The organism is Burkholderia sp. NLJ2 (assembly GCF_049487195.1).
GTDB lineage: Bacteria > Pseudomonadota > Gammaproteobacteria > Burkholderiales > Burkholderiaceae > Burkholderia > Burkholderia pyrrocinia.
In genome coordinates, this window is record NZ_CP137808.1 from 2,735,376 (window position 1) to 2,747,842 (window position 12,467).

The window sequence follows — 12,467 nt, forward strand, 5'->3', positions numbered from 1 at the left end:
ACCGTCATGCTACGTTCACGCCACGCCTGCAGGAAGTGCAGTTTCTTCATCTCGACCTGAACATCATGCATCCCGACCTGCGCCGTCTCGACCTGAACCTGCTGCTCGCGTTCGACGCGCTGTACCGCCACCGGTCGGTCGCCGCGGCCGCGCACGAGCTTGCGATGAGCCCGTCCGCGCTGAGCCACGCGCTCGCGCGGCTGCGCGACGCGATCGGCGACGCGCTGTTCGTGCGCCTCGGCAACGAGATGCAGCCGACCGTGCGCGCCGACGACATCGCCACGTGGGCCGGCGACGCGCTCGACACGATGTCGAAGGGGCTCGCCCGCGCGCGCCGCTTCGATCCCGCGCAAAGCGACCGCACGTTCGTGTTCGCCGCGACGGACTACACGGCGTTCGCGGTGCTGCCGGCGTTCCTCGCGCGCATCCAGCACGTCGCGCCGCGGTTGCGGATCCGTGTCGTGCATTCCGACCGGAAGATTTCCGTCGACGAGCTGGCGGCCGGCCGCATCGATTTCGCGCTCGGCTATCACGAGGAATCGGCGGCCGACACGCCGGGCATCGAGGATTTCGACTGGTTCTCCGACGACTATGTCGTGATCGCGAGCGCCGCGCATCCGGACATCCGCCGGCGGCTGACGCTCGACCAGTACCTGGCGGCACGCCACGTGGTCGTCACGCCGTGGAACGAATCGCGCGGCGTCGTCGACCACGTGCTCGACCGGCTCGGCCTCGCGCGGCAGGTCGCCGTGCAGTTGCCGACCGTGCTCGCCGCGCCGTTCGTGATCGCGGAATCCGCACTCCTGATGACCGTGCCGAACCGCGCCGCGCAGGCGCTGCGGCACGCGGCGCCGATTCGCATCTTCCCTGCGCCGTTCGAGATCCCGCGCTACACGGTGAAGGTCTACTCGCACGCGAAGCATGCGCGCACCGATGCGCACCGCTGGATTCGCGCGCAACTGCTCGATGCACGGCCGGGCCCCGGCTGAACGCCACGCGCAGCGGCCCCGCGCCTTGCGCGACGGGCGTTACAGGCACTGGACAGCGGCATCCGGCGGCTGCCGATTCATTACGAAATACTTACCAATTTCGCCTTTTTCGCGCCTACGCCCACGCCCCGGCAACGTCAATAGTGGCAATCCTTGACCCATGTCCGCGGAATGCGTGTCTCCCTTGTGCGACAAGGGTTTTCCGGTAATTGCGAACCCTTATGGCCCCTGTTGCGCACGGTGTTGCATGGCAAATTGGCGACACGTGTTAGTCAAACAACGATTTCCATCGCCACAAAATTGTATTTTTGCTAAATTAGTAACCAAAGTAGCAAAACGAAGTACGTGAAATGTAGTTTAGCTTCACGACACTACAAGGAGACCCCGCAGGCCGACCCGGCTGCGCGGGACCGCTCAACGGTTTTCCGTCCGCTTGCCCGCGTGCTGCGCTTACCGGCCCTGCACGAGGTCTCCCTGGTTATCCCGCTTTTGCCCGGCGCTCGCGCTCCGGGCATCTCGTGCAGTCTGGGTTGACTTTTTGACAGGGTATGGAGGAGATGATGAAGAAAGCTTTGGTCGCGGCCGCGCTGATGGCTGCTGGGGTGGTGACGGCGCACGCGCAGAGCAGCGTCACGCTGTATGGCCGCCTGGATGCCGGTCTTGAGTACATGAGCGGCCTCGCGAACGGCACCGGCGGCTCGACGAGCCGCTTCCGCGCCGAAAGCGGCGACTGGGGCACGAGCCTCTGGGGCATGAAAGGTACCGAGGATATCGGTAGCGGCAACAAGGTGCTGTTCAAACTCGAGGGCAGCTTCAACACGATGACCGGCGCGGGCCCGGGCGGCGGCGGGCTGTTCAATCGCTGGGCGACGGTCGGCCTGTCGAACGACCGCTACGGTACGCTGCTTCTCGGTCGCATGCTCTTCATCTCGAACGGCGTGTGGGACTTCGATCCGTTCGGCCAGTCAAACTGGTCGTCTGCATCGCTGGTACGCGGCCGGAACTGGCCGCAATCGAGCAATAACATTTCGTATCAGTCGCCGAGCTTCAACGGCTTCGACGTCTACGGCCAGTACGCGCTGTCGAACGCAACGAGCTGGAACGGCAACGGCACGACGCCGCAGGGCCGCGAGGCGGGCCTGCAGCTCACGTACACGAATTCGCTGTTCCAGGTGCGCGGCATCTACGACGAAATCCGCAACTCGGGCAACGGCCAGTTCACCAGCCCGTTCTCGGCGTCGCGCGAATACACGGCGGCCGCCAACGTGTTCCTCGGCGCATTCAAGATTTCGGCCGCCTATCAGGCGATCCGTACGTCCCACGCTGCAAGCGTGTCCGGCACGGCTCCGACCTCGCTCGACCACGAATGGGGTGGCGTGACGTGGCAAGCCACGCCCGCCGCAGCGCTCATCGCAGCCGTGTACCACGTGAATGCGAACAAGGGCGGCGGCAACGCGACGATCTATTCGGTCGGCGGCACGTACAACCTTTCGAAGCGCACGCTGTTGGACATCCAGGTCGCGACGGTTCGCAACAGCAAGAATGCGAACTTCGGTCTGGAAGCGAACGACGCGGGCGCAGGCGGCCCGACCTCGACCGGCGGATTCAACGACAATCCGATGCCGGGCCACAGCCAGAGCGGCGTCTACGCCGGTATCCAGCACCTGTTCTGATCAGGCGCCGTCCAAAGAACGATTCGGCAACACTTTCCACGCTGCTGCGAGAGGCGCGTATCGGTGCGGTACCCTACCGGGTATCGCACCGTTTTTTATTGGCGGGCCGGCTTTGGGCCTGTTCACGCCAATGACGGGCCCTGACGCGGCCCACTGACGAATGCGGCGCTCAGACGGCCGCTTCGTTCTCTTCACCGGTGCGGATGCGGATCACGCGCTCGACATCCGACACGAAGATCTTGCCGTCGCCGATCTTGCCGGTGCGCGCCGCGCCGATCACTGCATCGATCACCTGGTCGACCTGCGCTTCCGCGACGACCACCTCGATCTTCATCTTCGGCAGGAAGTCGACGACGTATTCGGCGCCGCGATACAGCTCGGTATGCCCCTTCTGGCGGCCGAAGCCCTTCACTTCCGTCACGGTCAGGCCCGTGAGACCCACCTCGGCGAGCGCTTCGCGGACTTCGTCCAGCTTGAACGGCTTGATGATGGCTGTGATGCGTTTCATGATGGTTGTCCCTCAATGCTCGTTTGGATGAAAAATCGCGATCCCGATTGTAAGCCGGCGAGCCGCGCACGGCGCGACACGGCTCAATCGAGACGCTCGGTAAAGCGCGACGTGATCGGATAGCGCCAGTCGCGCCCGAATGCGCGATGCGTGACGCGGATGCCGATCGGCGCCTGGCGGCGCTTGTATTCGTTGATCTTGATGAGCCGCGTCACGCGTTCGACGTCGGCCTGCGCATAGCCGGCCGCGACGATCTCGGCGAGCGGCCGGTCTTCCTCCATGTACATCCGCATGATCGCGTCGAGCACGTCATACGGCGGCAGGCTGTCCTGGTCGGTCTGGTTCTCGCGCAGCTCGGCCGACGGCGCGCGCGTCAGGATCCGCTCGGGAATCACGTCGCGCAGCGCGTAGTCGGCCGTCTCGTTGCGATAGCGGCAGAGCCGGTACACGAGCGTCTTCGCGATGTCCTTGATCACCGCGAAGCCGCCGGCCATGTCGCCGTACAGCGTGCAGTAGCCGACCGCCATCTCGCTCTTGTTGCCGGTCGTCAGCACGATCGAGCCGAACTTGTTCGACAGCGCCATCAGCAGCGTGCCGCGGATGCGCGCCTGGATGTTCTCCTCCGTCGCGTCTTCCGCGCGGCCCGCGAACTCGCCCGCGAGCGACGCGCGGAACGCGTCGAACATCGGTGCGATCGCGATCTCGTCGTAGCGCACGCCGACGCGCCGCGCCATCTCCGCCGCGTCGGTGGTCGAGATGTCGGCCGTGAAGCGCGACGGCAACATCACCGCGCGCACGCGTTCGGGCCCGAGCGCATCGCACGCGACGGCCAGCACCAGCGCCGAATCGACGCCGCCCGACAGCCCGATCAGCACGCCGGGAAACCCGTTCTTGCCGATGTAGTCGCGCACGCCGGTCACGAGCGCGCGGTACACCTGCGCGTGAGTCGACAGTTCGGGCGCGATCGCGCCGGGCAGCGGCCGCGCGCCGTCGAATTCGACGATCGCGTGCCCTTCGTCGAACTGCGGCATCTTCGCGACGAGCGCGCCCTGCGCGTCGAGCACGAACGAGCCGCCGTCGAACACGAGCTCGTCCTGGCCGCCGACGAGGTTCACGTACACCATCGGCAGCCCGGTCTCGCGGATCCGCGCGCGCAGGATGTCGATGCGCACCGCTTCCTTGTTCATGTGGTACGGCGAGCCGTTCGGGATCAGCAGCACCTGCGCGCCGGCCGCCTTCGCGATCTGCGCGGCCGATGCGTGCCACGCGTCCTCGCAGATGATCACGCCGTATTTCACGCCGTTCAGCTCGAACACGAGCGGCTCGGCGTCCGTCGCGAAATAGCGCTTCTCGTCGAACACCTCGGCGTTGGGCAGATCCTGCTTGCGGTAGGTGCCGGCGATCTCGCCGCCGACGATCAGCGACACCGCGTTGAAGGTGTCGGTGGGCGGCACGCCGCGCTCGATCGGGCGGTTTGCATTACCATCGACGGCTGGCGCGAGCGGAGCGCCGCCCGGCGGATCGCCGCCGGCGCCGCGCAACGGATGGCCGACCAGCACCGCGAGCCCGTCGAACGCCTTCAGCGCGTCGGCGAGCGCGTCGAGCGCGGCGGCCGCCGCCGCGTAGAACGCAGGCCGCAGCAGCAGGTCTTCCGGCGGATAGCCGGACAGCGCGAGTTCGGGCGCGACCATCAGCTGCGCACCGTCGTTGTGCGCGGCGCGCGCGGCCGCGATGATCCGCGCGACGTTGCCGGCGAAATCGCCGACGGTGACGTTGATCTGGGCGAGAGCGAGTCGGGTCTTCATGACGAGATCGGCGCAGCCCGGCGGCGCGCCCTGAACGGCTGACGAAATCGACCGGGCGCGGGCCACGGCGGCACGCATCCGGCAACATCCAACGGTACGGATTCACTCTTGAAACACGAACGCATCGATTATCGCACGGGCATCCTGTCGTCCCCCGCGGAGGTGCCGGCCGACGAATGGAACGCGCTGCTCGCGCGCGACGCGCAGCCGACGCCGTTCCTGCGCCACGAATTCCTCGATGCGCTGCATGTCGCGCGCTGCGCGGTCGACGATACCGGCTGGTCGCCGCACTTCGTCACGCTGACCGATGCGGGCACCGGCCGCCTCGTTGCCGCCGCGCCCGTCTACGCGAAGCAGCATTCGTACGGCGAATACGTGTTCGACTGGGCATGGGCCGACGCGTACCAGCGCAACGACCTGCCCTACTACCCGAAGCTGCTGTGCGCGGTACCGTTCACGCCCGTGCAGGGCACGCGCCTGCTCGCAGCCGACGACGACGCGCGCCGCCGGCTCGCGGCCACGCTGCTCGCATTCGCCGAGCAGAGCGACGTGTCGTCGCTGCACGTGCTGTTCCCGACCGGCGACGAAGCGCGGCTGCTCGAATCGATGGGGATGATGCTGCGCGAAGGCGTGCAGTTTCACTGGATCAACGACGGCTACCGCCACTTCGACGATTTCCTCGCCACGCTCGAGCAGAAGAAGCGCAAGAACATCCGCGCGGAGCGGCGCAAGGTGCACGATGCGGGCGTGACGTTCCGGCGGCTCACCGGCGACCGGATCACCGACGCCGACTGGCGCTTCTTCTCGCGCTGCTACCGGCAGACCTACCGCGAACACTTTTCGAGCCCGTACCTGAACCTCGACTTCTTCCGCACGATCGGCGCGACGATGCCCGAGAACCTGCTGCTCGTGATCGCGGAAGCCGACGGCAAACCGATCGCGAGTGCGCTCGCCGTCTACCGGCGCGGCGAGCATGGCGGCGGCACGCTGTACGGCCGCTACTGGGGCGCGCTCGAGCACGTGCCCTGCCTGCATTTCGAAACGGCCTACTACCAGTTGCTCGAATTCTGCATCGAGGCCGGGCTCGACACGTTCGAAGGCGGCGCGCAAGGCGAGCACAAGCTCGCGCGCGGCTTCCTGCCGACCGTCACGCACTCCGCGCACTGGCTCGCGCATCCGGCGTTCTCGGATGCGGTCGCGCGCTTTCTCGAACGCGAGACCGAGCATATCCACGCGTACGTCGACGAACTGCGCGAACACGATCCGTTCCGGCGCAGCACCGAGTAGTGGCGGCATGCCGCACCGCTTCCGCGACGGACACGGCGACCGGTGGCGTTGACGCACGCGTTTTCTGAGACACTGGCGGCTTCGTATTCCGCCGCCCTGCCATGTCCTGGTTTCTGTATCTGATCGAATGCGCCGACGACAGCGTCTACACGGGCATCACGACCGACGTTGCCGCGCGCTTCGACGAGCATGCCGCCGGCAAGGGCGCGCGCTACACGCGCTCGCGCAAGCCGCGCGCGGTGCTCGCGTCGTTTCCGCTGCCCGACCGGTCGAGCGCGTCGCGCGCCGAATACTGGGTGAAGCGGCTCACGCCCGCGCAGAAGCGTGAGCTGGCGGCAGGGTTGCGGACGCTGGAATCGGTGCTGCCGGCGGGGGTGACGGTCGACGGGAGCGGTGAGGTTGCCGGGTTGAAGGCGGGTGCGCGCGGGCGAAAGAAGGTGAAGGCAAAGGCGGAGAACGTCGATAGCGCGACGACGATGGCTGAAATGGAGCAGCCTGCTGCGACGACCGGAAAAGCCGAGAAAGCCGAGAAAGCCGAGAAAGCCGAGAAAGCCGAGAAAGCCGAGAAAGCCATCAAGTCTGCGAAAGCCGCGAAGCCCCGACAAGCCGCCAAGGCCCCGAAGGCGGAAAAAGCCGCGCCGGTCGCGACGCGCGCTAAGAGCGACAGCGACACGGTCGTAAAAAAGACCTCGTCGCGCGGCACGCCGGCAAAAACAAACCAACAGCCCGCGTCCTCGTCGTCGAAAAGAAAAACGTCCGCAGCCCGTAGCAAACCCGTCACGAACGGACGCGACGCCATCGCTCCCGCACCGGCTCGCCGCCGTAGGTCGACCGCAAAATCCGCCGAAGCCACCGAAGTCTCAGTTGTCCGTCGCCGCGCCAAACGCGCGAAGGACACACCGAATACCGCCACGCCGCCCGCGCCAGCATCCCGTTCCGCGAGCAAGAAAACCGCGCGCGCAAAACAAAACCGCACGGCCTCCTGAGGAGACACGCGCGGTTTGCGTTTCACTCGAACCGGCCGTCGGGCCGGCGCGCCGCTTACTTCTTGTAGTTCGCGGCGCCGTCGGTGATTTCCTTGTGCGCGGCTTCGATGCCGGCCCAGCCTTCGACCTTCACCCACTTGCCCTTCTCGAGCGCCTTGTATTGCTCGAAGAAGTGCTTGATCTGGTCCTTCAGGTACTCGGGCACGTCGTCGATCGACTTCAGGTTCGCCGTCATCGGGCAGATCTTGTCGTGCGGCACCGCGACCAGCTTCGCATCGACGCCCGACTCGTCGGTCATCTGCAGCATGCCGAGCACGCGCGAACGCACGATCGAGCCGGCCAGCAGCGGGAACGGCGTGATCACCAGCACGTCGACCGGATCGCCGTCGCCCGACAGCGTCTGCGGGATGTAGCCGTAGTTCACCGGATAGCGCATGCCCGTGCCGATGAAGCGGTCGACGACGAGGAGGCCCAGCTCCTTGTCCGCCTCGTACTTCACCGGATCGCTTTGCGCGGGAATCTCGATGATCACGTTGAAATCTTGCGGCAGGTCCTTGCCGGCCGGAACATGATTGAAGCTCATGAGCGTTCTCTGTAGGTCGATGGGAATTCGGGACAGGGCGCCGCGGCCGATGCAGCGCCGCGGGCGTCCCCCAAGGGAATGCGCCATTATAGCCAATCGACCGGTGGCATCCGGGTGACGATCGGCGCGATAATCGGTTCCGGATGTCCGGCCGTCGAACGACAGGCGGCGTTGATGGGATCGGCGTCGGCGCTTCAGCGCCGGCTCCGGTCGACCGCGAAGCATGGGACCAGAGTAAGCGCTGAAGCGCTAACAGCTTTGCGTGGGACCGGACTAAGCGCTGAAGCGCAAAGTCCGGTCGACATCGGGTCGACCGCAAAGCATGGGACCCGAGTAAGCGCTGAAGCGCTAACTCGGGTCGACAGGAGCAGGCATGGAAGAGGCTAAGCACTTCATCGCAGGCGAATGGACGTTGCCCGCGCAACTGGAAACGATCGCGGTCGTCGATCCGTCCGACGGCCAGCCGTTCGCGACGATCGCGCGCGGCACCGCGCCCGACATCGAGCGCGCGGTCGCCGCGGCCCGCGACGCATTCGCGGGCGCATGGGGCGCCGCGAGCGCCGCCGAGCGCGGCCGCGTGCTGATGCGGCTGTCGGCGCGCGTGACCGATTCGCTGGAGGAACTCGCCGCGATCGAGGCACGCGACACCGGCAAACCGCTGAAGCAGGCGCGCGCCGACGCGGCCGCGCTCGCGCGCTACTTCGAGTTCTACGCGGGCGCCGCCGACAAGCTGCACGGCGAAACCCTTCCCTATCAGGCCGGCTACACGGTGCTGACGGTGCGCGAACCGCACGGCGTCACCGGCCACATCGTGCCGTGGAACTACCCGATGCAGATCTTCGGGCGCAGCGTCGGCGCGGCGCTCGCGGCCGGCAACGCGTGCGTCGTCAAGCCGGCCGAGGATGCGTGCCTGTCCGTGCTGCGCGTCGCCGAGCTGGCCGCCGAAGCCGGGCTGCCGGCCGGTGCGCTCAACATCGTCACCGGCTACGGCCATGAAGCCGGCGCCGCGCTCGCGCGCCATCCGGGCATCGACCACATCTCGTTTACGGGTTCGCCGGCCACCGGCAAGCTGGTCACGCAGATGGCCGCCGAGAACCACGTGCCGGTCACGCTCGAACTCGGCGGCAAGTCGCCGCAGATCGTGTTCGCCGATGCCGATCTCGAAGCCGCGCTGCCCGTGCTCGTGTCGGCGATCGTGCAGAACGGCGGGCAGACCTGCTCGGCCGGCAGTCGCGTGCTGATCGAGCGCACGGTCTACGAGGCGCTCGTCGAACGCCTCGCCACCGCGTTCAACGGGCTGCGCGTCGGCCCGAGTCGCGCCGACCTCGACTGCGGCCCGCTGATCAACGCGAAGCAGCAGCAGCGCGTGTGGGATTTCCTGTCCGACGCGCAGCACGACGGCATTCCGATGGCCGCGCACGGGCAGGTCGTCGCCGACGCGCCCGAAAGCGGCTTCTACCAGGCGCCCGCATTGTTGCGCGACGTGCCGCCGTCGCATCGGCTCGCGCAGGAGGAAGTGTTCGGCCCCGTGCTCGCCGCGATGCGTTTCGTCGATGAAGACGAAGCCGTCGCGCTCGCGAACGGCACGCCGTACGGCCTCGTCGCGGGTATCTGGACGCGCGACGGCGCGCGCCAGATGCGCCTCGCGCGGCGCCTGCGCGCGGGCCAGGTCTTCATCAACAACTATGGTGCGGGCGGCGGCGTCGAACTGCCGTTCGGCGGCGTCGGTCACTCCGGCCATGGCCGCGAAAAAGGCTTCGAGGCGCTGTACGGCTTTACCGCGCTGAAGACGATCGCGATCCGGCACGGCTGAACGCGCGGCGCGCGAAACCCGGCCGGCAGCGGCCGGCCGAATCGCGCAACGAAGCACGACGACTCTCATAACCAGCACAGGAGACACACCATGCGGTTGAGCGGCAAAACGGCCATCGTCACCGGCGGCGGCTCGGGTTTCGGCGAAGGCATCGCAAAGACGTATGCGCGCGAAGGCGCGAACGTCGTCGTCAACGACCTGAACGGGGCAGCGGCCGAGCGCGTCGCGAGCGAGATCGCGCTCGCGGGCGGCAAGGCGATCGCGGTGGCGGGCGACGTGTCGAAGCAGGACGACTGGCGCGCGCTGCAACAGGCCGCGCTCGACGATTTCCATTCGGTGCAGATCGTCGTGAACAACGCGGGCACCACGCACCGCAACAAGCCGGTGCTCGACGTGTCGGAAGCCGAGTTCGACCGCGTGTACGCGGTCAACATGAAGAGCCTGTTCTGGTGCGTGCAGACCTTCGTTCCGTACTTCCGCGAACAGGGCGGCGGCGCGTTCGTGAACGTCGCGTCGACGGCCGGCGTGCGGCCGCGCCCGGGCCTCGTCTGGTACAACAGCACGAAGGGCGCGATGATCACCGCGAGCAAGTCGCTCGCAGCCGAACTCGGCGCCGATCGCATCCGCGTGAACTGCATCAATCCCGTGCTTGGCGAGACGGGCCTGATGACCGAGTTCATGGGCTGCGAGGACACGCCCGAGAACCGCCGCCGCTTCCTCGCGACGATCCCGCTCGGCCGCTTCTCGACACCGCAGGACATCGCGAACGCGGCGCTTTACCTCGCGTCCGACGAAGCCGAATTCATCACCGGCGTCTGCCTCGAAGTCGACGGCGGGCGCTGCATCTAGCCGCGCCTGGCTGTTCGCGTGCCGCGTCGGGATTCACCGGCCGGCACGGCATTCGCGTATTGCTTCGCACGAAACCGGATCGGGCGCCGATGTACCGGCTCCGGATAATCATAAAAACCGCAGCGCATGTGATCAAGGCAAGCGCTAACGCGCCAACCTGGATCGACCGCAACGCATGGGATTCGAGTAAGCGCTAACGCGCCAACCTGGATCGACAGGAGACAACATGGCAACATCGACGCAATCGCTGCCGGGCTCGTCCGGCGCATTCGAGGAAGCGACCTACCGCAAGGTGTCGTGGCGGCTCACGCCGCTCCTGCTGCTGTGCTACGTGGTCGCGTATCTCGACCGCGTGAACGTCGGGTTCGCGAAGCTGCAGATGGCGAGCGACCTGAACCTGAGCGACACCGTCTACGGGCTCGGTGCCGGAATCTTCTTCTTCGGCTATTTCCTCTTCGAAGTGCCGAGCAACATCATCCTGCACAAGGTCGGCGCGCGCGTGTGGATCGCACGCATCATGGCGACGTGGGGCGTGATCTCGATCCTGACGATGTTCGTCACGACGCCCACGATGTTCTACGTGATGCGCTTCCTGCTCGGGCTCGCCGAAGCCGGCTTTTTCCCCGGCGTGATCCTGTACCTCACCTACTGGTATCCCGCGCACCGGCGCGGCCGGATGACGACCTTCTTCATGACGGCAGTCGCGCTGTCCGGCGTGATCGGCGGGCCGCTGTCGGGCTTCATCCTGAAGGCGTTCAACGGCGTGAGCGGCTGGCACGGCTGGCAATGGCTGTTCCTGCTGGAAGGCATCCCGTCGGTGCTGGTCGGCGTGCTCGTGTTCTTCAAGCTCGACGACCGGATCGCGAAGGCGAACTGGCTGACCGACGAAGAAAAGGCGCTGCTCGCACGCAACGTCGACGCGGAGGAAGCGACCAAGGAAGACCTGCCGCTCGGCGCCGTGATGTCGAGCCCGCGCGTGTGGCTGATGGCGCTGATCTACTTCTCGTTCGTGATGGGGCTCTACGGCGTCGGCTTCTGGCTGCCGACGATCATCAAGGCGACGGGCGTCACCGACACGTTCGCGATCGGCCTGCTGTCGGCGATTCCGTATGCGGCTGCGGTGGTCGCGATGATCCTGATCGCGCGCAGCGCGGACAAGCACCGCGAACGCCGCTGGCACCTCGCGATTCCGGCCGCAATCGGCGCGCTGGGGCTCGTGCTGTCGGTGATCTGGGCGCACCAGACCGCGCTCGCGATGCTCGGCCTCACGCTCGCGACGATCGGCATCCTGACGACGCTGCCGCTGTTCTGGAGCCTGCCGACCGCGTTCCTCGGCGGTGCGGCCGCCGCGGCCGGCATCGCGATGATCAACTCGATCGGCAACCTCGCGGGCTTCCTGAGCCCCTACCTGATGGGCTGGCTCAAGCAGGCGACGGGTGCCAACGACGCGGGCATGTACATGCTCGCGGGGTTCCTCGTGCTCGGCGGGCTGCTCGCGCTGTCGGTGCCGAAGCGGCTCGTCGACAAGTGATGCGCGGCGCATGACGATCATGACGACGGAACCAACCCGCATGCCCCACCGAATCGTTCAGGCAGCCGGCAGCCGCGTGCTGGTCCGCGATCGTTCCGCCGGCCTCGTGCAGCGGGAAAGCGATGCGCTCGACCTCGTCGCGCTCGCGCACGAGCATGAGGCCGACTGGGTCGCAATCCCCGCCGACGCGCTGCACGACGATTTCTACCGGCTCGACAGCGGGCTGGCCGGCGCGGTGCTGCAGAAGCTCGTCAACTACGGCGTCCGGCTCGGCGTGGTCGGCGACATCGACCGCTGGCTCGCGCGCAGCGAAGCGCTTCGCGCGCTCGTTCGCGAGTCCAATCGCGGGAAATCGGTGTGGTTCGTCGCGAACGAGGACGACCTGCTGCGCAGGCTCGGCGCGTAGTGCGCAGCGCGCCCGACGCCGGCTCGCACCGGACAAG

At 66.9% G+C, this 12,467-nt stretch carries 11 protein-coding genes; 8 read left to right on the forward strand and 3 right to left on the reverse strand.

Annotated elements, in window-relative coordinates; all coding sequences use genetic code 11:
* The first annotated feature begins 62 nt into the window (after window positions 1-62).
* Together R9B84_RS12600 and R9B84_RS12605 are read left to right on the forward strand one after the other, a co-directional pair.
* Window positions 63-989 carry a LysR family transcriptional regulator gene (locus R9B84_RS12600; protein WP_423759998.1) on the forward strand — a complete coding sequence of 309 codons (927 nt, stop codon included), beginning with the start codon at window positions 63-65 and terminating at the stop codon, window positions 987-989.
* 560 nt (window positions 990-1,549) lie between these two features.
* Complete coding sequence (locus R9B84_RS12605; protein WP_423758191.1) at window positions 1,550-2,662, forward strand: porin; 1,113 nt, start codon at window positions 1,550-1,552, stop codon at window positions 2,660-2,662.
* Between the two features lie 169 nt (window positions 2,663-2,831).
* Here the strand turns inward: R9B84_RS12605 and R9B84_RS12610 are convergent, their stop codons facing one another.
* Together R9B84_RS12610 and R9B84_RS12615 are read right to left on the reverse strand one after the other, a co-directional pair.
* A complete protein-coding gene (locus R9B84_RS12610) occupies window positions 2,832-3,170 on the reverse strand; it encodes a P-II family nitrogen regulator (protein WP_006398637.1) in 339 nt (112 codons plus the stop codon).
* Between the two features lie 83 nt (window positions 3,171-3,253).
* Window positions 3,254-4,975 carry an NAD+ synthase gene (locus R9B84_RS12615; RefSeq protein ID WP_423758192.1) on the reverse strand — a complete coding sequence of 574 codons (1,722 nt, stop codon included), beginning with the start codon at window positions 4,973-4,975 and terminating at the stop codon, window positions 3,254-3,256.
* Window positions 4,976-5,083: 108 nt separating this feature from the next.
* On the opposite strand from R9B84_RS12615, the gene R9B84_RS12620 reads away from it, so the two are divergent.
* Both R9B84_RS12620 and R9B84_RS12625 read left to right on the forward strand, forming a co-directional pair.
* Window positions 5,084-6,262, forward strand: coding sequence for a GNAT family N-acetyltransferase (locus R9B84_RS12620; protein WP_423758193.1), 1,179 nt, complete (start codon window positions 5,084-5,086; stop codon window positions 6,260-6,262).
* Window positions 6,263-6,363: 101 nt separating this feature from the next.
* Window positions 6,364-7,248 (forward strand): GIY-YIG nuclease family protein, encoded by an 885-nt coding sequence (locus R9B84_RS12625; RefSeq protein ID WP_423758194.1) that lies wholly within the window; start codon window positions 6,364-6,366, stop codon window positions 7,246-7,248.
* A 55-nt stretch (window positions 7,249-7,303) separates the two neighbouring features.
* Here the strand turns inward: R9B84_RS12625 and ppa are convergent, their stop codons facing one another.
* Window positions 7,304-7,831 carry an inorganic diphosphatase gene (ppa, locus tag R9B84_RS12630; RefSeq protein WP_034178734.1) on the reverse strand — a complete coding sequence of 176 codons (528 nt, stop codon included), beginning with the start codon at window positions 7,829-7,831 and terminating at the stop codon, window positions 7,304-7,306.
* A gap of 373 nt (window positions 7,832-8,204) precedes the next feature.
* On the opposite strand from ppa, the gene R9B84_RS12635 reads away from it, so the two are divergent.
* The 4 genes from R9B84_RS12635 to R9B84_RS12650 all read left to right on the forward strand — a co-directional run bounded on the left by R9B84_RS12635 (window position 8,205) and on the right by R9B84_RS12650 (window position 12,430).
* On the forward strand, window positions 8,205-9,644 hold the full coding sequence (locus tag R9B84_RS12635) for an aldehyde dehydrogenase family protein (protein WP_423758195.1): 1,440 nt from the start codon (window positions 8,205-8,207) through the stop codon (window positions 9,642-9,644).
* Window positions 9,645-9,734: 90 nt separating this feature from the next.
* Window positions 9,735-10,493 (forward strand): SDR family oxidoreductase, encoded by a 759-nt coding sequence (locus R9B84_RS12640; RefSeq protein WP_423758196.1) that lies wholly within the window; start codon window positions 9,735-9,737, stop codon window positions 10,491-10,493.
* 226 nt (window positions 10,494-10,719) lie between these two features.
* Window positions 10,720-12,024 (forward strand): MFS transporter, encoded by a 1,305-nt coding sequence (locus R9B84_RS12645; RefSeq protein ID WP_423758197.1) that lies wholly within the window; start codon window positions 10,720-10,722, stop codon window positions 12,022-12,024.
* Between the two features lie 40 nt (window positions 12,025-12,064).
* Window positions 12,065-12,430, forward strand: a complete 366-nt coding sequence (locus tag R9B84_RS12650; RefSeq protein WP_423758198.1) for a DUF4180 domain-containing protein — start codon at window positions 12,065-12,067, stop codon at window positions 12,428-12,430.
* Window positions 12,431-12,467: the final 37 nt, after the last annotated feature.